Genomic DNA, 22,060 nt, shown 5'->3' on the forward strand with positions numbered 1-22,060 from the left:
GTGGGTCGTAGATAGATGTTAAAGCCAAGTAGTAACACTCAATTGAAGTTTCCATTCAATTAGTTTCCCCAGCGAGTGGGGAGAACCTGCTAATTTTAAAGTTAAAGAAAATAAGATTAGTGTTTCCATTCAATTAGTTTCCCCAGCGAGTGGGGAGCAAAGACCCAATTTGTACTTAGTTCTATCTCCTATAGAAACGTTTCCATTCAATTAGTTTCCCCAGCGAGTGGGGAGAATTGTCAGGGTAGTTGAGAGCTAAGTGACTTCCAGTTTCCATTCAATTAGTTTCCCCAGCGAGTGGGGAGACTAAAGAAATTACATCTGGTGCATTTCTTTGGGATGAAGTTTCCATTCAATTAGTTTCCCCAGCGAGTGGGGAGCCAACTCCCCTCAGAAGGGGCAGCACCGGAAGATTTTAGAGTTTCCATTCAATTAGTTTCCCCAGCGAGTGGGGAGTAGATTGGCAGGGGAGAATAAAGCAGCAGTACAGACAACTATAGTTTCCATTCAATTAGTTTCCCCAGCGAGTGGGGAGGGATTTTTTGAACTTCGAGATAATTCCCATCCTTGGTTTCCATTCAATTAGTTTCCCCAGCGAGTGGGGAGCCTCGGATGGAGTTCTACCCTGAAAACTCATTTCTGAATAAAGAGTTTCCATTCAATTAGTTTCCCCAGCGAGTGGGGAGTGAGTGATAAATTAGAATTACTCTTAAGAGAAAAGTTTCCATTCAATTAGTTTCCCCAGCGAGTGGGGAGCTAGGGTAATTGGTGCTGTTTCTTGCGTATCTTCGTTTCCATTCAATTAGTTTCCCCAGCGAGTGGGGAGAATAATGTCTTTGGTCTTAGACGTATTAAACGAATAGCTGAAGTTTCCATTCAATTAGTTTCCCCAGCGAGTGGGGAGGAGTCAAGTCTTTTGCTCTCCATAAAACTTCTACTGGTGCTGGTAATATGTTTCCATTCAATTAGTTTCCCCAGCGAGTGGGGAGTAAATTAAAGAAGCCAACAAAGGTCGTAGTGCATCAGCGGGGTTTCCATTCAATTAGTTTCCCCAGCGAGTGGGGAGTCATGATGCTGAATATAATACTAGCTATAAAAAACTCTTGTTTCCATTCAATTAGTTTCCCCAGCGAGTGGGGAGGTAAGAGGTCTTGAATAATTTTAGTGTTAACCTTACAGTTTCCATTCAATTAGTTTCCCCAGCGAGTGGGGAGGCTTGTTTGCCCACGCAAACGCATCAAAAGAAGAAATCGGTTTCCATTCAATTAGTTTCCCCAGCGAGTGGGGAGAGAAGAGGCTCATAACGCTGGAGAAAAAGCAGCTTGTGGGTTATGACGTTTCCATTCAATTAGTTTCCCCAGCGAGTGGGGAGTTTATACTTATGTCCTATTTGTAAATCTCTCTTATCACGTTTCCATTCAATTAGTTTCCCCAGCGAGTGGGGAGTCCTCTATCATACACCCAAGACAGCGCAAGGTGTCTAGAGGCCATTTGCGAGGCTCAGATAAATTTTGTCAAACTCACACCTGTGTCCGCTCAAAATAATATCTGAAACCCTTGCCCAGTATACCTGCGAGGCTCCCGACGAAAAAAGGTCGTTTGAGCTAATTTACCGCCAGCCTCGCAGCATTAGCTAAATAATCACCGATCGAGGTGCTTTTGTGATCGGTGCCCCCACTCCCAAAACCTCCACCTGTCCCAAAGTATGGCGCGACACCGGATAAAACCGGATGCTATCCTCTTCGAGATTTACCTTTTGCTCAATTCGCGATCGTAATTCATCAAACTTAGCTCGACTGAGCACACACTCAAAAGCGCTATACTGCACCCAAGTCCCATAACCTGACAACAAATCATGCACTTTACAGCGCCGTTTGTTGTCAGGAATATCGTAAATCACCACATAGAAAAGCAAGGTTTAACGAATTTGGTAAGGTTTATAAAGCTCCGTTGGATTGTAAACAAACTGTTTGTAAGCTTTGATTTGTTGGTTCAGCAAATCCCACTTAGGCTGCTTGCCAGAATCCGTTTCAATTTCCTCCTCCATGCGCTCCAAAAAAGCTTTCAGGTACTTGCGCCTGCCAGCATCATTTAAAAAACAACCGCCGTTACTATAGACAAAATCATTGCCAGCATCCACAAATCGGCGATTGACTAAATAAGTAACTAACGAATCAATAATAGGAGCCCGAAATTCCTCAATCAAATCCGAAGCCAAAGCCGCATGGCGTTCCGTTCCCTGATGCAAACAAGCCGAATAAGGGTCTAAACCTTGCAACTCAATCAAACTCAATAAATGATTCCAGAGAACCTGATAGCCAAAACTGAGCATAGCATTAACCGGATTACCAGGAGGGCGGCGCGACCTGCCGACAAACACAAAATCAGGATTGCTCAAACACTCTTCAAAAGCCGAAAAATACTGAGCAGCGCCCGCACCTTCCATCCCCATCAACTTCTCAATAGTTTCAGCCTCCCCAGCTTTTTTGATTAAATGTTCCAAACAGTTAATTGCAAAAACAATCACATCAGAAGCCTGTCGGCGCTGCTGTCGCATCAGGATCACCCGGCTGTTTTTCAGCTTAGCCTGCACAATGCGTCTGGCCACCTGCAAACGTTCGGCAAAACACAACTGTTGTTGGTAGCGAGAGAGTTGACGGTAGCCGCGCTCGATCGGCACAATCCGCCCGTAACAGTAACCCATCCGCGAAAGATAGGCGATCGGAATATTCCGCCACAGACAAGTTCTAATAGCCTGAGTTGTGACTTGAGATTGACCAAAAATCAGCAGTTGTTCTAGGAGAGGAAGCTGAATTTCACCCAGCACAGATTCGCCTTTTTTAATCACCAGCATTTCTTGGTGCAAGGAAACGTAACAACCCGGTTGAGAAACGTAGACGGTACGCATAAGCAATAAACCCGCCGCTGCAACATTATTAGTTATCTGTCTAAATTTTGGGAATCGTGGCGCGGGCTAATTTGCGACGATTCTGGGATAGATTCTAAGGAATTTGGGATTTCTTGGGCGCGAGATGGTTGGAGGTAGCGAACAATTTGGTCAGCGACTGTCGATGCAAAAAAAGTGGCTACCGTGACAAGGAATGTGTTAGAAATTACGGCAGCTAATCCGAGGGGTGCGATTAGGAGGATAATGAGAGTGATGGTGCCATTGACGGCGGCTAGGGAGAAGTTGCGGATTGTGGATGCGCGAGATGTGATGTACATAGTTGTGTTATTTTGGGTTGAATATGGATGGTCAATTTTGGTTGTAGATGCAGGGTGACGGTAAAAATTTTAGTTAAGTTTGTGAGGTGGCCGGGGGGTTGAAACCCCCGGCGGATGGGTGAAATTGTTGCAGATGGATAGTCGCTTTTAGGTTTGGAGGTTGTTGGGGGCGATCGCGCCTCACCTGCTGCACTTAACTGTGCTTGCACTCTGTGAGTAAATCACATATCTTTTTGTTGAGAACATTAAACGGGTTATTGTCTGGGACGGCTGTTTTTTGCTGCAAAACATCCCGCAATACCTTGACAATTTTGCCTCCATCTTCTAGTTCGGAAACGCCTTCAAAACTGTGAACGCAGCGATTGCGCTGTTCGCAATAATAATTTAATTTTCCGAGGATTTTCAACAAGTTATCAAACTCCTGTTGATAGCATTCCAAAATTGCCATAAGCACAATCCGGCTGGGAAATCCTTGTCCAAACTTAAGGTTTTCACCATTTACTTTGTATCCGTTGAGATGCTTCTCAAGATTTCCGCGATCGAACAGTCTAATATTATGCCAAAAAAATTGAGTTTCTCCAGTTTTTTCGGGAAGAGCAAATCCCAATTTATTTTTCACCAAAAAGCGGAGAAAACCCTCTTGAAATCTGAACAAGTCAACCAAAAAATCGGCATATTGCTGATTCTTGAGTTTGGTTATAGCTTTAAAATAGATTTCCATGAATAGGGAAATCCGATCTTTTTGACGCAGCCTATCGATTTCAGAAATAAATTCAGGTTCAATATAACTGGCAAACGGCTGGATGGAATTGAAAGCGCGATCGAAGTCAAAAGCAAGGCGGTACTGACCGTACTCAAGCAAAGCAATAATGAGGTTGGTGGAGAGATTGCTATCTTTGAGAGTAACTAAAGCGCCACTATAATTATAATCTTCGATTTGCCGCTTAACAACTTTGAAATCAAATTCATTTTTCAAAGTATCGACATTAGTTTGAAAAACGCGAGGTTGTCCCTCTTTCATTTCTCTAGGGTTTCGCACCTGCCAAACCGAACTGTGGGGAGCATTTCCAGCAGCTTGTAAAAGGCTCCAGGAAGTTTTCATCACAGGCGTTCCAGAGGAGGCATTAAATTCTAATCTGTCTTGTTTACTCAAGAAGGGAATTGCTTTTTCTAAACCTTTGCGAGCTTCTTGAACTGCTAACAGGAGACTGACTGGATCGTTGGAAAGTTCTGCACCGACGGGGACTAATTCGATGCTGTCTTCTGAGAGGTTAAAAGGTTTGTCTTGCAGCCAATGTTTGGTATCGCTAGCTTTTTGGGCGACATCTTGAGTGTGAAGGAGGATGACGCGGCGAATGCTGTATTTTTGGTCGAGAAGGTGGCGGATCAGAGTGGCGATCGAGCCTTCTTGATTGGTGTTTTCGGAGTAGGGGTCTTGTTGGCCGACGAAGGAGAGGACGATGCTGCTTGCCATTGTTGTTACCTGGATGATTTGTGGGAAGTTTTAGTCGGAAAGTTGAGTTGGTAAAGTGCGCTGGGGCGCACCCTACTGGAAAAGAAATTAGGAACTCGGTGGTTCAACGCCAAATAAATTAATGGCCTCTGAAATTTTGGCTAAGTCTTTAAGAAAGTCAGTGCGAAAATGAGTTGACAGGGGAGTTTGTCCGCCCATAAACAGACAGACAACCTCTTGACAGTCGCTTCCTACACTTTTATTAGAAACATTAACCCGCTTGATACTTACCCAAGAACAGTGAGCATTTCCACTACCTGCATCGCCACCTACATCACTGTTTCTTTTGTACTTCGGTTGGTAAATTAAATCCATGCCACCACCGCGAGTCTTTACGGGATTGGTAATATTCCATTCCTGATTTTCTTTGTCTACAGGCTCTTCATCGGGGTCGGGCAGAATATAAACAGCACAAGTTGTTGGTGAAAACACTTCCGCTTTGGGATTTTGACCCTGACTAAATCTGTTTGGCCATTGAAGTCGAACGGCATTCAGCCAATCCTGATAAGTCTTTGTCCAAGCTAACTGATTCAAACCTAAGCCATAAAGCTTGTTTTGCATTCTTTGAGTATCGGGATTTCTGACTTGGTGAGTTAAGCTTAAATAAGTGCCTCTGGCAGCATCTCTGCCGTTGTTCATGACAAAGATATGCAAGGGTCTGCGCCATCCTCTGCCAACACCGCCTACCATAACTGCAAATCGAATTACGGGCAGAATAATCTTGCTCAAGATATCTTTGGGTGCGCTAATTTGTAACTTCCCTTTCCAAGTGTAAAAATAAGGTTGGTTGTTAGATCTCTTGCCCCAACAAATTTCCCCTTTAATCATTTGGATTTTAACGCATCCTTTGGAACTATCAGGTTCCAAAACTCCGAACAATTCACCTAATGTTTTTTTGGCATTAGTTTCTGACATCACTCCCAACAAAAAGCGCAAAACCCACGATCGCAACCACCCGCGCCAGTGAGAAGGGCGCAATTCAACTTCACCACTATGACCTGGACGGGGAGAATCAGCACCGTAGCATCCCTGACTGTAAAGGGTAAAATCAAAGGTTTTGCTAGCATAGTCGGGGTCAAGAGTTGGTTTGGAAATGTCAGGAGATGCGATCGCGCCATAACCCGAAGCAGTCCGACTTCCCACACCGTAAAGTGTTAAAGCTTGCTGCACCCATCCCCAAACTTCTGCCACTTCCGCAGCATTTGCTTTGCCAGGAATGCCTCGAATAGCAACAGTTAGCTCGATCGTATTTTCTCCGTCACCCAAGGCATAAAATGACAGCGGAGTGCTTTGTCCTTCGTGAAAAACTTGAAATGGTTCTTGAGGATTGACGATATCAAGAGTTAGTTTAGTCGGCTCTTTTGGCCAAGCATCAAGAAATTCAATTTTGCCAGCGCTAATAGTATTGTTCTGTTGATAGCCCAACAATTCGCGCATTCTCTGTTGAATTTCTGGGCGCTGTTTTGCCCACGATCGCACTAACCCGCGAATCCCCGAACCTGGAACATAGCCATTGAGCGGTAGTGTTGGCAACTCTTGCAAATTTTCCGCCACTTTTGGCTTATCTTTCGGCTCCTCTTGAGACGGAGGCCACGCCCCGCAAGGTTCACCCGCAGAGACGATTGTTTCTCCGTCTGGATGGGGGAAAGAACCGACTTTAGCCCGCCACTGAATGGTAAATGTGCCTATTTGAAATAAATCAGAGTTACCTCTAGCTTGATGCTGTTTTTGCAGCAGTTGAATTAATTGATTTCCAGCGTACATTTATTCCCCCTTTGTGTAAGCTCTTGCCCAAAAATTCCACTGTTCAGCTAAGATCAGAGACTTGCGCCAAGTTGCCATATACTCCCCTGGATTCTCCCTAGCCATTGTTGCCACTGTTTCCATCAACTCCCGGCGCTCTAGAGCATTGCTGGCATTAATTGTTTTCCCCAACATTTGCCCTAAAAGCAACCCCCAAACTGGCACTGTTCGCTTGCGAGTTTCATTATTTTCTTGAGCGTTGGATTGATTCAAGTAGCCCACAGCAGAAAGCAATCCAAAGACTCGCAAGTGCTGCGACAGCCGCAAGACTGCATTCAAGTCTTCTTTTTCAATATTGACCTTAGTCGCAGCTTTCAAGTATTCTTGAATGTGCTGATGAGCGGTTAAACTCATTTGTTCTGGCTGAACCATTGCTGAACTTTTTCCTGAATTTTGCGGACTAGGTCTTACTGGATTCTGGTTGACAACCGGATTAGAATTTGTTGCAGCATTAGGCAATTTTTCCTGAGCAGCACTTTCGGAGAAATTGGCTGGTTTTGGCCCTTTAAAAAACTGAGATGATTTCTGTTTTTTACTCATGATTAACTCCCTACAGCCGTAGCATTTTTATTGGATTGTTCGGATGGTTGAATTGCTTTTGGTGCGGCGCTATCGGCTACCCAACTTTGCACCCAGCCTCGACCGACATTGGCTTGACCACCAACTTGAATCAATCCCTCGATCGCATTCTTTAAGAGATTGTGCTGGTCTAGCGTTACCGGATTGTTTTTGAGTAAGCTATAACCCCACGAGTAATACAACATGGTGTCTCGCGGAATGCAAACATCTGTCCAAAATACCTCAGCAGAACCCTCGGAACCTGCGCCGCTGTTTCCTTCTTGAATTTTGTTGCGAATCTGCGTCCACAAACAATGTTCCATCAAGACTTGAAAATCAGCATCAGGCAAAACTATGCAGCTTTTTTCCCATGTTGATTTAACTGAGCTTTTTAATGCGTCAGGCCAATTGCCAGCAAGTGCGATCGCCTTTTTTTGCTCATCGTTCATTGCCATAACTTGTAATTGAGCATCAGCAACCATATAGTTTCCAGGCTGAGTGCCAACTGGGCGAGCGGGAAATATTACCCCCGGTAACTTGGCAATCAAAGCATGATCGCGAATCAAAGAATGGCAACTTACCCAAGTAAAAACATCTCGATTTCCGCTTGCCATTGTTCGCATGGGAACCCATAACAAACGCGCATCTCCAAACCAAACTTGATGCACTCCCATTTGACCTTGACCATTCTTATCTAATTCTTTGCCAAATAAAGAATTAGCTGCATCTTCGTCAAGCTGTGTCACTTCATCTCGCAAGCTTCCCCGCAATGAGGAACCAGGAATGTATGGAAAATTGGTGTGAACTTCGCGAGCAATTTCTAAAATATTGCCCAAATCGCCCTCGCCACCACAGTGAATGGGAGCAAGACTGTACAAATATCCAACCCGAAAGTCTGTCATTATTTTTGTTCCTTGTAATTAATCCAAAACAATTCCGAGTAACCTAACTGCCGCCAAACTTGAATTTTATGCGGTTCCCCCTTTTTATTCAAACCAGGATTATCCTGAAACAAAGCCTCCGGTTGATTCAAGTAATACAAACTACCGGGACGCGCGGCAAACACTTGGGGTGCAGGAATACTTTTTTCTCGATCATCTTTGTCTCGAATGCGGCAACTTATTGGCAGTGCGCTGGCTGTTGAAACGCTGACTAATGGCCCAATTTTTTGATTGCTATTAACTGCATGAGCTAATTTCCATTCCGAGGGCCACGCACGGCAGATAGATAGACGATTATCTTTGCTATCGCGGCGTTCAAACACTCCGGGAGTGACGAGATAGGCAATTGATTTGCCATCTTTATCGAAGTTTTCCTTTGATATTTCTTGGAGTTTTTGCCATTGGTTATCTAAGGCTTCTACCCGCTGCAAAATGGCGCGGTGTCCTTCACCGCCTAATTGAATTATCGCTGGTGTTTCGATAGTTTGATTTAGGGCGATCGCCAAACTCCAACCTTCCTTTAGACGAATGGCATTTTCGACAAAATACCCATCAGCGTCTTTGACTTGCCGCGTGCCTTCTTGAATGGCGTTGTGCGATCGAGTTTCAACTAACCAAGGTTCAATTTCTGTTTTTGTTTTGTCTTCTGTCAGCCAGTCATCTCTGTTAATTTTACCAGAGTGTAGATATTTTTGTACAGTTGTAAATGGCAAATACTCCCTAAATTTGTAATTACCAATTTCCTCATCTTTGCGTTCATGATCTTTGTTGCAATCCGAAGGTTTTACCAAAGGACAAGGCTGTTGTTTATCCCACAATGCTTGGTGTAAGTTAGAGTTTTTATCCCACGCTAAAGGTACGAGGGGAATTGAGCCGACAAACCCGATGGGACGAGGGAAATAAAGGGTTTCATCCCGACACAAAAACGGGCCAGTAATTTGCAAATCTATCTTGTCTCCTAGCAGTTTCCGCAATGCCCCGGCAATAGTATGTCCGTTGGGAGGAAAAGTGCTACTTGCCCAAGCTCTTTCTCCTGGTGTGAAGGGTTTGGCATCCCTGAATAATAAAATATCCAGAGGCGTAATTGTGTACCAATTCATTGACGTTCACCTCCTAGTTTGATGGATCGGTTGCGGATGAGAAAGGCGGCGAGTTTCAGCCAGTTGTTGATTTGCCGATCGCACTCTTTACCAGCTTCAGTTGTCAGCCATAATCCTTGCAAAAACTCTGTTAACAATTCTTTAAAGTGTTTCAGCATTGATTCATCGCCTTTAAAAGCTTCTCGGCGACTGCAAAAGGCATTTGTCCACGGTTCAATTGCCTCATACATCGGTGCTGGATGCTGATTCCAGATAGTCGCAGCTTGCTCAAAAATTGCGCTATCTAAACCTGGAATAGCAATCAATTCTTGCCATTGATGGAACACATGAAACTTACAAGTAGCTTTCAAAATGTTGCCATTACCGTATAGAATGCGAACTTGCACAGCATCCTTTTGTTTGCCATCAGGCGATTTATGTTTTTTGGCTCCTTCTTCTTTTCCTTCTGCTTTCCACAAATTCTCCAAAGCGATCGCCATCGGTACGGAATGGTGAGCGATAACAATGCCAAAACTAATCGTTGCTTTGTGTCCCATTGTAAATAAAGGGCGACTTGATAAAGTTTCAGGTAATTCGCCAGCATTCCAGCGCCAGTAATCTCCTTCGTTATCAAATTCTCGATTTTGCTCGTCTAAATCCCCCAAAGGATCTTTATCTCCTCGGAAACACTGGCGAATATCCCACAGCCATTTATCCCACTCCCAGAGATTGGTATAGGCTAAAACATCATCGCCACCGCCGTAAATCAAACGTCCCGCATAACGCTGTTCTGTGAGGTAAGGCACTAACTGATTCGAGAAATCTAACAAAGCGCGACTCAAAGCGCTGTGAGTAGCTGGGCCCATGCGCTTTTGCACTTCCAGAAACTCTTGAAATGGCTTCCGAAACTGCTCAGGCATTTGATTAATCTTGCAGTGCAAAGCATGAGGAAGATAATGCTTATATGCTTCTAGCTTTGTACCTTTGAGCCAATCACCCATACCGTCGCCATCGCCAGCAGCTAAGACGTACCAATCAGTCGGGTTATTGCCCGGAGCAAATAATTTAGAAATGGATTCTCGCAGTTTCCTCAACTCTTCTTGTTTAGCTTTTTGTTGTTCAGTGCGAGTAAATAGTTGGTCAGGATTATCACTTTTTGGGTGATAGTCATCAATCAACCAGCCAGCATTCAGCAAGCGCGGATTGTACCAATTACTATGATTTTTGGCGATCCAAGGAATGCCCCAAGGTAAATTAGCTGGTGCATATTCACCGTCATTTGTCCATTTAAAATCACCGATAACTTTTGCACAAGATGCCAAAAAGTAGTTAATAGCTTGTTGATTCCCTGCTGCTTCCATTGTTCGCAGCCAGCCAGCTACACCCGAACTCAAATCGGGATAAAGAACAGGTATTTTCCCCCGCTGGTTTTCGGCTTCCCCTGGAAACAGTTCTTTGAGCAAAATTTGGTGCAAACCGCGCTTGATGATTTCGGTCGCATTGAGTTGTTCAATACCGTCGAATAACCCCATATCATAAGACCAAAATTCCCTAGTTTGTTCCTCGGTCGCCCAATCATTTTGTTTGGAATTATAGGTGGGATGCACGGCCGATCCTATTCCTGAAACCGTGGAACGGGGGCCAAAGGCAGTAGGCAGTTGCCAAGTTCTAGAATTTTTAACAGCGTTGAGGCTGAAGCGCAGGGAGTCAACAATACTCGCCCACCAAGAGCCTGCATTCATATTAGGCTGCTTTGCTCTAAACTCGGCTCTGGTTTCCGGTTCGGAGAGGTTTTCTTGGGACTTGGGAGATGTGTTTCTAAATACAGCTTCCAGAAAATTATATTCTGGATCGGTAAATAATTTTGGATGCGGATTAGCAAAGTCATTTTGCTTTTGAATCCATGCTTTGTACTCAGTTTCTTTGCGGGGGGAATGATGCAATTCAGCATCGGAAGAACCGATCGGCACTGCTGTCCAGTATGTCTGCCACTGTGTTTTTAACCACCCCTCCCAAGTTTGGGAGTTGATATTGCGCCACTGTTCGCCGCCTTCTGTTTTGTCTGCTTGCAGGAAAGCTAATACTTTTTGCCCGATATTTTTCCATTCTTGGTGCAGCGTTGCTTCGGCATAAGCCATCGCTGCGCGGACTGGATTGCCGCTGGTTGCTTCTGCACCTTGACCATTATTAGGCAAGATCATTACTAAGACATTGGGAAATCCTGCTGTGAGTAATTGTTGTTCCCAAACTGACTGGGGCGGCTGTTTAATCCACTCTTGAAAATCGGGATATTTTTGTAATAGCCAATGGTCAATTAGGGGTTGGGCGTACAAACAAGGGTAAAGCAGAGTATCGGGGCCGTATTTCTGGGCGATCGCCCAACAAACTTTGGCAGAAAGATAGTGTAGCAGCCAGGAACCAGCCCAAAAATCTCGCATTTTGCGGCTGGATTTGATTAATTCTTGTACGGGGGTAAAGCTGAAAGTAGCGACATAAGGGCGCGATCGCGCCCAATTGCGATCGCCTTTTTTCGGATAATCTTCTGGATTGTCGGAATACCCTGCTAATCCTCCAGCTAAGGCAGAAGTCATAGTAACATGACTCCATAAAGAAGCATCGGGAATGCGCGTTTCTGCGGGCAATAAATGAATGCACGGCTCATCTTTTGCTGCTCCCAAAGAGGTAGAAATTGCCTGTGTATAGCACCGCCACAACCACCAAAATACTTTTTGCGGATCTTTCCATTTTTTAATAGGATCGAGTGCAGTTTGTTCAACCCAATCTAAAAATTCCGTGCGATCGCGATCGATAATCCGGTGGTGCCACTGTTCTAAAATCAAAGTTTGTGCTTTTCCCGATAACAAGTGGCGTAGCTGTAACCCTTGATTGTCATAGAGTACGGCACTATATTCCGGCGGCAGTCTACCAACAGTAGTCCGATCGCTGGCGGCTGCGATCAAATCGCACAATCCTACATACTTCAGCCAAGTTCCATTCAAATTGGTTTGGGAATGAGTTGCGGGTTCTTTCGGAGACTTCCAGCCCTCCATGCACTGCAACTGTTCCCATCCCCCCTCCCGACTCATGTCTCGATGCAGCGACTTGAGGACTGGATCGTGCATCAATCCCCAAATCTTGGCTTGCCAGAATTCTGACATTACTGTCTTCCGCTAACGACTGAACTTACTATACCAGCCGAGCCAGCTTCACGTCTTCAGATTCACAATATTTATCAAACTTGTTGCAAAGCCTAAAACTCTGCAAAAAACAAGTTCCAGCCATTTATATATTCTTGTGTCAATATTGGCTTTTCCTTGACTTTTACCCACCTTACCCCCATCATGGCCAAAAAACCGACCCCTCACCCCTACGCCGATCGACTAACGTTCGATCGCATCATGCTCCTAATTGCCACATTAGTAAACCATCCCGGAATCGGACACTCCGATACCGAAACCTCCGACAGTAAATATCACGACGCTTTGCTAGAAGTCCGATCGCAATTGCAGAAAATTGCCGCCGAATTCAACATCCAATTTCCCGAAAACTATCCCGCAACTCCCACAATTCGCAAAGACTTAGAAACTCTGCGACACTACGGAATATTGGATAAACGAATGTATCGTTTAGGCTACTATCTCGGTACCGGCGCAATGAATCGCGACGAACTAATATTCGCATTTCAAGCAATAGCATCTCAAGCCAAATATCAGGGAAATCCCCAAGCCCGCAGAATTTGTGAAAAACTCACTAAACTTTTGCGCGGATTGGATATCGAACTCAAAGGCGAATTGTTTTATCCCGTTCGCGAACACCTGAATCGGGCGATTATTTACACCGATCCTGTCGAAATGATCGATCGCCAAAACAATCAGCATAACCTGTTCCAAAAATTAGACATCGTAGAAACAGCAATCGTTCGCGGACAGGCGATCGAACTTTACCGTCAAAGCAATTATTACGGTAAAAGCCATCTCGGTTTCCGGCGAATCTGGCCCCTGCAACTGATTTATCACGACATCGCCTGGTACCTGATTTGCCAATATTGCGACAACGGGCATTTAACCGTAGAACGGGTGAACCGCTTTACCGACTACTGCGAAATTATCGATGCAGAAGGGCGCGGTTCAGCCGCACAGCTACAAAGTCTGAAAATAGCTCAAAAGTTGTTAAAAAACGGCTGGGGGCTATTCTTGGGCAAGCCAGAGCAACAGCAGGCAGAATTGCAGGGAACGCTGAAGTTGCAAAAAGTAAAGGTGCGATTTTTTGAGAAAGTAGTAGGATTTATTCTAGAGGGCGATCGGCGACATCCGCGACAAAAGATTAAAGAAGGGCCGAGGGATAGTTTTGGCGATTTGCTGTATGTTGATTATTGGATAGATTTGCCCGATCGATCTTTAAACGAATTCAGCCTCTGGGTAAACAAACACATGGAAAACGTACAAGTCATGTGGCCGCCGAGTTTAGTAGAAAAACACCGACAAGCAGCCAGAGATTTAGCCGCGAGATATACCTGATCGGGTAATACGCTTGGGTTATCGTTAAAACCCAAGCGTATTGGCTGATGGGGTGCGTCGCTGTCAGATTGTCGATCTTTCTTTAGAGATTTTCGATGGCGACACACCCTAGGGCTAATTTTCAAAATTGCTGCTGTAAAAAACCAAGAAAGGACTGAAGTCCTTACTACGAACGAAAGGTTTGTAGTAAGGACTTTAGTCCTTAATTGCTAGGGAATTGCAGTCATTAACAATGAGCAGTCAGCAATTATCTAACCCTTCGCAGCGCCTGATTTTTCAGGTGCTGCGCTTTCAGCAGTTTTGCCATTTTTGCTATTACCGTTGCCGTTGCCGTTGCGCGGTTGGATCACTCCATAGCCGCCGTGACTCTTGCGTTCGTAGAGTACATTAATTTCGCCTGTTTCGGCATTGCGGAACATATAGAAATCGTGATCGATAACTTGCAATTGTTCTAAAGCTTCTTGCACAGTCATCGGAGGCATGGCAAAATACTTAGTCCGCACTACCTCGGCTGGAAGTTCGGGAGTTCGATCGCCAATCAAATCAACTGCTACAGGATCTTCGTCAACTACCGCAACCGTTTTGGGACTACTCTGGATTTTGTTGTCGTGGCGTTTTTCCTTAAATTTCCGTAGTTGACGAGCTATCTTGTCGGCAACCAAATCGATGCTGGCATAAAGGTTTTCCGTGCTTTCCTCAGCCCGAATCACGCTGCCGTTAGCATAAATTGTCACCTCAGCAGTCTGCTTAGGATTGATCCTGGGGTTACGAGCCACCGATAGATGGATGTCCACTTCCGTCGTCAAAGTTTGAAAATGGCTCACGGCCTTTTCAACTTTTTGATTGACGTACTCGCGAATCGCATCGGTGATTTCTATATTTTTACCCTGGATAACAAGCTTCATAGAGCTCCCTCCCTTCTCTAACTTGGGTATAGTTTATACAGTAGCACTATGTATTGTACAAAACACTTATCTTTCAAATCTTGTTTTATATGTTGACAATTCTTGATTTAAACTGCGCCAATATTCCGTAGAAACACTATTGATTTTTTTCATGCTTTCCCCTATTGTCCCTCAACACCTAAATGCACAACCCTGCTTACTCCTCGATTGGGGACAAGTGCCCTACTCCCAAGCTTGGGAAATCCAGCAAAAACTGGTGCAAGAACGCCGTGAAAATCCAGATTTGCCTGATGTGCTGATTTTGCTGGAACATCCGCCGGTTTATACTTTGGGACAGGGCGCGAAGTTGGAATTTCTGAAATTTGATAGCGAAACTCAGCCGGAGTTGCACCGAGTTGAGCGGGGTGGTGAGGTGACTTACCATTGTCCGGGCCAGTTGGTGGGCTATCCGATTTTAAATTTGCGCCGTCATCAGCAGGATTTGCACTGGTATTTGCGACAGTTGGAGGAGGTGCTGCTGAGGGTGTTGGATGTTTTGGATTTGAAGGGTTCGCGGGTGCCGGGAATGACTGGGGTTTGGGTGGATGGATGCAAGGTGGGGGCGATCGGCATTAAAGTCAGCCGCTGGATTACTATGCACGGTTTTGCTTTAAATGTGTGTCCGGATTTGGCAGGTTTTGGGCAAATTGTGCCTTGTGGGATTCCCGATCGACCGGTTGGCAGTTTAGAGCAATTTATACCGGGAATTGAGGTCGATCGCGTGCGGGCGATCGTTGTCGCTGAGTTTGCTCGCATTTTTGGAGTCGAAATTGTGCGATCGAACTTGTATGCTGTGTCCCCGCCAACTTTTCCATAGACCTCTGGCAAAAAGACAGTCAAGAACAGCCATCCTGCCTGTGAAGCGATAATTATGCCAGATATCTCCTATCATGTGAAGAATTGAGAGAATTGGTGGTGTAATACAATACTGCGGGCTTCTCTAACCTGAGAGAGAAGCCAGACAGATGCAGAAATACGTCCTAAGAGTTTTGCGATCGTCCCCAGAGTCAGGTAAGATTCTTGTTAGTTTATTGCGCTCCGCTCAGGAGAAAAAAATTATGGCAGATATGTCCGGTCAAGACCCCTCGGAAATTAAAATGGCGACGGTTGATGAAGAACAAAAAGGCGTAACGTTTAGCGGTACTGTTATCCTTGCTATCGATGTCGAGGCTGGGGAAGTCGTTTTCTTCAGAGACTTTGTGATTGAAGATTATCAAGGCGAACTTACCGCTTACCTGGCAACAGATGGCAATATAACCAAAGGCATTGATTTAGGCGAACTCAAGCATAAAGGTCCCAGCTTTAAGATGCCAATTCCGCTGGGGACGGATACATCACCCTACAATACAGTAGTGCTGCGCGACGAAAAAAGCAAGAAAAAAATTCTGACGATCGATCTCTAAAAAAGATTGTATATCTACCAGTATATCCTCTCGGTCTGCATTAAGCGATATCCGTTTTCCTACCGCACTCTCACCTTTTGAGAACCTTTTTTTTCCTGAAGTCCGATCGCTCTTAAATTAAGATGCGTCACTTTCGATCGAACAGCGAAGTTTTGCGTTCGCTCGTAAAGTGACGCATCCTAATTTTTAAAACGGAATCGGATCGTAATCTGGATTTTCTGGTTCGTTAGACGAACTCGAAGAGCGATCGGAATCGTAATTTAAAGGCTGCGAGTTCCAATCAGAATTAGACGGGCGGTTAGCGCCCGCTGGAGGGCTGCTAGAACTGCGGTTGCGCGAGCCTAAAGGAACCACATTGCTCGGCACGTTCGCCGGGGCGCTGTCGCGAATTGGAGCCTGTTCAGGGGCATTTCTAGTTGCGGGAGCAGCACTCGCGGCCTCGGCACCGACAGTGTAAATCCTTTGGGCTGTCAGTTCAGCGCGCTTTTCTTTAATACCATCTCTTTCGATCGTATTCATACCAAGTCGGCCTTCAATAATCACCCGATCGCCCTCGCGATATTTTTCGTGAATTTCTTGAGCCAAATTTCCCCATCCTATCACCTTCAAATGCTCTGGCGGGTCTTCTGGTTTTGGGCCGGGAAACTGAATCAGCATCTCAGCGATTTGAAGTTGATTGTCTGGAGTATAACGGAGTTGCGGTTGTTGAATTATTTCCGCCATTAAAATGCAGCTATTCATAACTTAATTTGTCAGTTGTCAGTTGTCAGTTGTCAGTTGTCAGTTGTCAGTTGTCAGTTGTCAGTTGTCAGCAGTCAGTTGTCAGCAGTCAGTTGTCAGCAGTCAGTTGTCAGCAGTCAGTTGTCAGCAGTCAGTTGTCAGTTGTCAGTTGTCAGTTGTCAGTTGTCAGTTGTCAGTTGTCAGTTGTCAGTTGTCAGTTGTCAGTTGTCAGTTGTCAGTTGTCAGTTGTCAGTTGTCAGTTGTCAGTTGTCAGTTGTTACCAATAACAAATAACCAATAACCAATAACCAATAACCAATAACCAATAACCAATAACTACTGACTACTGACTACTGACTACTGACTCATTACTCATTACCGCTACCAAATGTATCTTGGAGAACCGCGGCCTCAGTTTGACTGACAAAATCGTTAACCAGAACGCGGTACTCCTTCAAAGTTTCCGATACCCAATCTCGGTCTTCACTGTTGGCGAAGATATGAACGGTTGGTTCGCTAGCATCGGGCAAAACTAATACCCAATTGTCGTCGCTGTAGTTAAAAATCTTCACTCCATCTATTAATTCTAAACGATCGGGCGCATGAGTTTCTACCAAATACCGCATTAGCGAACCTTTTACCGTCCAAGGACAGCGGACACTGTAACTGCGGTGGGTGACGCGGGGAAGTTCGGCCTTGATCTGTCCGAGCGATCGCTCCTGAACCGTCATCATTTCTATCACTTTAGCAATGCAGAACATTCCGTCAAACCCCGGATGCAACTGCGGGAAAATAAAACCCATACTGCCGCTACCGCCCAAAACCACATTCGGGTTCCTGTTAGCGGCCTCCATCAAAGCCGTTGGGTTTGCCTTAGTGCGGATTACCTTGCTTTGATAGCGGCGGGCGATCGCCTCCACCGCCGAAGACGCATTCACCGGTACTACCACTGTACCTGTGGGATGAGAAGCCAGCATCAAATTCACCATCAGTGCCGTCAGCATTTCCCCGCGAATCGCTATCCCAGACTCGTCTACCAAAATGAGCTGTTCGCCGTTGGCCGACACCTGCACCCCAAAATTAGCGCTGAGTGCTTTCACCACCCGGCCGAGTTGGTCGAGCAAATATTCCCGTTCCCCGTTGCTCAGAGAAGTCTGCTTGAGACTGGCGTTGAGTACCACCGCATCGCAGCCGAACTTGGCGAGCATTTGCGGCAGAATTGCTCCAGAAACTGCGTAAACGTAATCGATTACCACCTTAGAATTGCTGTAGCGAATTGCCTCAACATTCATCTGCCGCTCAAAAATGCGGTTGTAAACGTCGAAAGCTTGGTTAAAGTACGACATCTCTCCAATTTCGGGAATTAGAGCTCGCCGCAAATCTTCCTTAAAATAAGCCCCCTCGATTTTTTTCTCAGCCGATTTAGTAATATTGATGCCTTTGATATCAAAGAATTCAATTAAAATGTGGTCGGAACGATCGGGCGAAATGCGGACGTGAATGCCGCCAGCAATTGAGATCGTAGACGTAACCGTGCGCGCGATCGGAATAGCCGTCGATTCCAAATTCACCACATTAATTCCCACCGACATCAAACCCGCAATCAAAGACCTCGAAACCATCCGCGAAATACTGCGCTGATCGCGAGAAACCGATACCGAACTCCCCGGTTTCAAAGTCGAGCCGTAAGCCGCTCCCAATTTCACGGCAAATTCCGGAGTAACATCCACATTTGCCAGTCCTTGAACGCCCCGCTGACCGAATAAATTCCGCTTAGCTTGTTCTCCCCAAATTAAATTTTGATTTAACAGAGCGCCGGATTCAATATTTTTGCTTGGCCAAACGCGCACGCCCGGGCCGATTTGCGCTTCTTCTCCGACGACCGACATCGAACCGAGGACAGCACCTTCGAGGACGTGGGCGCGCCTGTCTATCCGGGTGCTGCGGCAAATTACGCAGGCCCTGACGTGAACGTCTTCGCCGATAATTGCTCCGTTCCAGACGATCGGACGTTTGAGGTTAGCGTCGGCCCCGACTGTCACGTTATCTCCGATCACTGTACCGGCATCGATTTTAACTCGGGCTCCGATACGGCAATTGTTGCCGATCATCGCCGGTACTTCAACGATCGCGCTATCGTCAATAAAAGTATTTTGACCTACCCAAACTCCCGATCGAACTTCGTTGTAGTAACTCAAATCCAGATTGACTTTTTTCCGCAGCGCATCGTACTGAGATTCCCGGTAAACATCTAGCTGGCCGACATCGCACCAGTAACCCTCGGCGATGTAACCGTACATCGGCTCGTTTTTTTCGAGCAGCATGGGAAACAAGTCTTTCGAGAAGTCGCTTTCCTGATTTGCCGGCAAGTAATCCAAGACTTCGGGTTCTAAAATGTAGATGCCAGTATTGATCGTATCGGAAAAAATTTCGCTGCTAGAAGGCTTTTCCAGAAAGCGGTTGATCCGGTAATTTTCGTCAGCAATCACCACCCCAAATTCCATCGGGTTGGGAACGCGAGTTAAAACTAAAGTGGCTTTGGATTTATGCTTGCGGTGAAATTCGATCGCTGCGGTTAAGTCAAAGTCTGTGATGCTGTCGCCGCTGATCACCACAAAAGTTCGATCGAGCAATTCCGCAATATTTTTCACACAACCAGCCGTACCCAGCGGTTGGTCTTCCTCCACAGCGTAAGTCATTTCAACGCCAAACTCTGCCCCGTCCGTAAAATATTCGCGCATGACATCAGGAAGGTAGTGCAGCGTCGCAATAATTTCCGTAATCTTATGCCTTTTTAGCAAATTGATAATGTGTTCTGCGATCGGGCGATTGAGAATCGGCACCATCGGTTTGGGCAAATCGCACGTCAAGGGTCTAAGCCTCGTTCCCGACCCTCCAGCCATCAGCACTGCACGCATAAAATTCTCCTTGCTTTGAAAGCTGTCTACCGTCATTGTCCGCTAAAAAAAGTTTGCCTGCTGTAACTTGTGCAGCACGGCGATCGGTTCTCGGTTAATTATCTTTTGAGTAGTTGCACATCTTTAAAAATCCCCAAAAGCGAGGTCGTCCCCCAACAGCAACCGATTTCAACAGCATTACGATTTGTCGCGTCACTCGATTTGAGATTGTCGCATTAAAGATTTACTTGCAGCGCCGTGAATCTGGCAGCTTCAACAAAAGTCTAAATTTTTGACTCTCCGCCACAGGAGTCGGGGCTTGTATCCGTTTTTAGGCGGGACCGGAGACATTGTGCGCGAGCGATCGGACTTGTAGAGGATATTGCCTAAGTCCTGAGAATCATCCACTTTTGACAAGTCCTTGCTTGCACCCAGGAAGCTATTTCCTGGCTGTTACAGCAACAAAAACCGGACTGCGATGACCTTCTTAATTGCCCAAACCCTTACTGACTGTTGCTTGTTCCTTTTTCCTTCTTTCTTCTGCCTTCTGCCTTCTGCTATCTTTTTAAGTCTGCCGCCAGCGGGGATTTTTAAGTCTCTAGCTAAAGGTGGAATTGCAGCAGGTATCCGTACTCCAAGGCGTCTGAATAAATGATAGATTATAGAGTAGCGACGCAGGCTCGCTGACTCAAAATCCAATCAGTCGCTTAGGGGGTTATTTGATGGAACCGTTAATTGGATTAGTCTTGCTAGTCGCTTACGGCGGCGGAATTTGGAAATTTTGGAATGGTTTCGATCGCACTAACTTCGACAGAAGTTTTGCAAATCGCCTCAAACTCTCGCTGCTGTGGCCGGCGTTAATTTTTAATAAGCCTTACCGTCAAAACTTTACAAAAGCACTTAAAGGCTCTAGAAGGTAATTCAAGAATGTCTAAAAAATCCGCGAAGCGAAGCTATCCCGAAGAGAATCGCCCAATTGCAGGCGAAGAACAGACTTGGTTTGCCAAAGAAAAATCACACAACTGGCCAATTTTACTATCGCAGGTGGCATCTCGGTTCGATCGCGAATATCGAGGAGAAGTATTCGCCCTACCCGAAGAAGTCGAAGCCATGCCGATTTTCCTAGAATCAGTAGCCGGAACACTCCAAGCAAAAACAGTTTCCCCCTTCTGGAAAATTGCCAAACCCCAAAAAAACCAGCACTGTTTAGACATTGGCTGCGGAGTCAGCTTTCTGATCTACCCTTGGCGGGAGTGGGAAGCATATTTCTACGGTCAAGAAATCAGCAGTAGCGCCCGAGACGCATTAAAAGCCCGCGGCCCTCAGCTCAATTCCAAACTGTTCAAAGGAGTAGAATTAGCCCCCGCCCACAAATTAAATTACGAAGAAGATCAGTTTGATTTATGCTTGGCCACAGGCTTTAGCTGTTACTACCCCATAGACTATTGGAATATTGTCATGGGAGAAGTAAAGCGGGTACTAAAACCGGGCGGTCATTTTGTATTCGATGTCCTCAACCCCAATGCACCTCTAGCAGAAGACTGGGCAATTTTGGAAACTTATCGAGCAGGGGAAGTATTTTTAGAGACAATAGAAGACTGGGAAAAACTGATAAAATCTGCGGGCGCTAAAGTAGTAAAAAAGCAAAGTGGCGACTTATTCCAAATGTACAAGATTCAATACAATTGAGAGATTATACGAGATCCGGTTGCACTTTTGATAACAGTTAATATTTGACAGTTTGAACAGTTAAACAATACCGATGCAACCGGAAACGATATTAAAGGGAATCGGCAATTAGGTTTTTAGTCAGGACTTGAGTCCTCAAAAGTCCATATTTGTAGTGAGGACTTCAGTCCTCAAAAGTCCGGCTCTAGCGGACAAGAAACAAGCTCATTCCCACTTTAAAAACTAGGGCGCGCCAGCAAATAGAAATTGGTTTGAGAACCAACAAATATCATCGAAGTTGACGCACCCTACGAACTACTAACTCACCATAGTGAAACAAGCAAATTGGATATTACCAATTCCCGATTCCCAATTGCCAATTACCAATTACCAATAGCCAATTAATTTTAGGGTGCAGCTTCTGGAGCGGGAGACACTTTAGGAGCCACAGAAGGCGCAGCTTCTGGAGCAGGAGACACTTTAGGAGCCACAGAAGGCGCAGCTTCTGGAGCAGGAGACACTTTAGGAGCCACAGAAGGCGCAGCTTCTGGAGCAGGAGACACTTTAGGAGCCACAGAAGGCGCAGCTTCTGGAGCGGGAGAGGCTTCCGGGGCCACAGAAGGCGCAGCTTCGGGAACGGGAGAGGCTTCCGGGGCCACAGAAGGTGCAGCTTCTGGAGCGGGAGAGGCTTCCGGGGCCACTTCGGGCGCGGCAGAAGGCGCGGCAGAAGGAGACTCTTCGGCGGATGGTTTCGGTTGAGGCGAGGGCGACGGTTTGGCGGCGGGCTTGGGT

The 22,060-nt window shown here is 45.8% G+C and carries 18 protein-coding genes and 1 CRISPR repeat array; of the genes, 5 read left to right on the plus strand and 13 right to left on the minus strand.

Going from position 1 to position 22,060, the window contains the following annotated elements; translation table 11 throughout:
• Window positions 1-47: 47 nt before the first annotated feature.
• Window positions 48-1,446: direct repeats of the CRISPR family, unit length 36 nt; unit sequence GTTTCCATTCAATTAGTTTCCCCAGCGAGTGGGGAG.
• Window positions 1,447-1,633: 187 nt separating this feature from the next.
• The 9 genes from cas2 to cas10 form a co-directional block, all read right to left on the minus strand.
• Window positions 1,634-1,915, minus strand: a complete 282-nt coding sequence (gene cas2 / locus IQ270_RS18110) for a CRISPR-associated endonuclease Cas2 (RefSeq protein ID WP_193974544.1) — start codon at window positions 1,913-1,915, stop codon at window positions 1,634-1,636.
• Window positions 1,916-1,918: 3 nt separating this feature from the next.
• Window positions 1,919-2,908, minus strand: coding sequence for a CRISPR-associated endonuclease Cas1 (cas1, locus tag IQ270_RS18115; RefSeq protein ID WP_193974545.1), 990 nt, complete (start codon window positions 2,906-2,908; stop codon window positions 1,919-1,921).
• A gap of 32 nt (window positions 2,909-2,940) precedes the next feature.
• Window positions 2,941-3,225 carry a CRISPR-associated protein Csx18 gene (gene csx18, locus IQ270_RS18120; RefSeq protein ID WP_193974546.1) on the minus strand — a complete coding sequence of 95 codons (285 nt, stop codon included), beginning with the start codon at window positions 3,223-3,225 and terminating at the stop codon, window positions 2,941-2,943.
• Window positions 3,226-3,418: 193 nt separating this feature from the next.
• Entirely contained in the window at window positions 3,419-4,699 is a 1,281-nt protein-coding gene (locus IQ270_RS18125) for a hypothetical protein (RefSeq protein ID WP_193974547.1), read from the minus strand.
• A gap of 87 nt (window positions 4,700-4,786) precedes the next feature.
• Complete coding sequence (locus tag IQ270_RS18130) at window positions 4,787-6,502, minus strand: RAMP superfamily CRISPR-associated protein (RefSeq protein WP_193974548.1); 1,716 nt, start codon at window positions 6,500-6,502, stop codon at window positions 4,787-4,789.
• Window positions 6,503-7,081 carry a hypothetical protein gene (locus IQ270_RS18135; RefSeq protein WP_193974549.1) on the minus strand — a complete coding sequence of 193 codons (579 nt, stop codon included), beginning with the start codon at window positions 7,079-7,081 and terminating at the stop codon, window positions 6,503-6,505.
• 2 nt (window positions 7,082-7,083) lie between these two features.
• Window positions 7,084-8,001: a type III-B CRISPR module RAMP protein Cmr4 gene (gene cmr4 / locus IQ270_RS18140; RefSeq protein ID WP_193974550.1), complete on the minus strand. Its 918-nt coding sequence runs from the start codon at window positions 7,999-8,001 to the stop codon at window positions 7,084-7,086.
• A complete protein-coding gene (locus IQ270_RS18145; RefSeq protein WP_193974551.1) occupies window positions 8,001-9,140 on the minus strand; it encodes a type III-B CRISPR module-associated Cmr3 family protein in 1,140 nt (379 codons plus the stop codon). The genes cmr4 and IQ270_RS18145 overlap by 1 nt, the downstream gene beginning before the upstream one ends.
• Complete coding sequence (gene cas10 / locus IQ270_RS18150) at window positions 9,137-12,277, minus strand: type III-B CRISPR-associated protein Cas10/Cmr2 (RefSeq protein WP_193974552.1); 3,141 nt, start codon at window positions 12,275-12,277, stop codon at window positions 9,137-9,139. Before cas10 ends, IQ270_RS18145 begins: the two co-directional genes overlap by 4 nt.
• A 183-nt stretch (window positions 12,278-12,460) precedes the next feature.
• On the opposite strand from cas10, the gene IQ270_RS18155 reads away from it, so the two are divergent.
• Window positions 12,461-13,636 carry a YafY family protein gene (locus tag IQ270_RS18155; protein ID WP_193974553.1) on the plus strand — a complete coding sequence of 392 codons (1,176 nt, stop codon included), beginning with the start codon at window positions 12,461-12,463 and terminating at the stop codon, window positions 13,634-13,636.
• A gap of 251 nt (window positions 13,637-13,887) precedes the next feature.
• Here the strand turns inward: IQ270_RS18155 and raiA are convergent, their stop codons facing one another.
• Window positions 13,888-14,541, minus strand: a complete 654-nt coding sequence (gene raiA, locus IQ270_RS18160; RefSeq protein ID WP_193974554.1) for a ribosome-associated translation inhibitor RaiA — start codon at window positions 14,539-14,541, stop codon at window positions 13,888-13,890.
• Window positions 14,542-14,692: 151 nt separating this feature from the next.
• Here raiA and lipB point away from each other — a divergent pair, with 151 nt between their 5' ends.
• Window positions 14,693-15,397 (plus strand): lipoyl(octanoyl) transferase LipB, encoded by a 705-nt coding sequence (gene lipB, locus IQ270_RS18165; RefSeq protein ID WP_193974555.1) that lies wholly within the window; start codon window positions 14,693-14,695, stop codon window positions 15,395-15,397.
• A gap of 148 nt (window positions 15,398-15,545) precedes the next feature.
• Complete coding sequence (locus IQ270_RS18170; protein ID WP_228056476.1) at window positions 15,546-15,983, plus strand: flagellar brake protein; 438 nt, start codon at window positions 15,546-15,548, stop codon at window positions 15,981-15,983.
• A 186-nt stretch (window positions 15,984-16,169) separates the two neighbouring features.
• Here IQ270_RS18170 and IQ270_RS18175 read toward each other — a convergent pair whose 3' ends face one another.
• Both IQ270_RS18175 and IQ270_RS18180 read right to left on the minus strand, forming a co-directional pair.
• Entirely contained in the window at window positions 16,170-16,724 is a 555-nt protein-coding gene (locus IQ270_RS18175) for a single-stranded DNA-binding protein (protein ID WP_193974556.1), read from the minus strand.
• A 347-nt stretch (window positions 16,725-17,071) separates the two neighbouring features.
• Entirely contained in the window at window positions 17,072-19,621 is a 2,550-nt protein-coding gene (locus IQ270_RS18180; protein ID WP_193974557.1) for a mannose-1-phosphate guanyltransferase, read from the minus strand.
• A gap of 701 nt (window positions 19,622-20,322) precedes the next feature.
• On the opposite strand from IQ270_RS18180, the gene IQ270_RS18185 reads away from it, so the two are divergent.
• Window positions 20,323-20,520, plus strand: a complete 198-nt coding sequence (locus IQ270_RS18185; protein WP_193974558.1) for a hypothetical protein — start codon at window positions 20,323-20,325, stop codon at window positions 20,518-20,520.
• Window positions 20,521-20,527: 7 nt separating this feature from the next.
• Complete coding sequence (locus IQ270_RS18190; RefSeq protein WP_193974559.1) at window positions 20,528-21,289, plus strand: class I SAM-dependent methyltransferase; 762 nt, start codon at window positions 20,528-20,530, stop codon at window positions 21,287-21,289.
• A gap of 386 nt (window positions 21,290-21,675) precedes the next feature.
• On the opposite strand, the gene IQ270_RS18195 is transcribed toward IQ270_RS18190, so the two are convergent.
• The coding region (locus IQ270_RS18195; protein WP_193974560.1) for a hypothetical protein at window positions 21,676-22,060 on the minus strand (385 nt) is incomplete at its 5' end.

The organism is Microcoleus sp. LEGE 07076, from assembly GCF_015207455.1.
In the GTDB taxonomy this organism is placed as follows: domain Bacteria; phylum Cyanobacteriota; class Cyanobacteriia; order Cyanobacteriales; family Microcoleaceae; genus Microcoleus.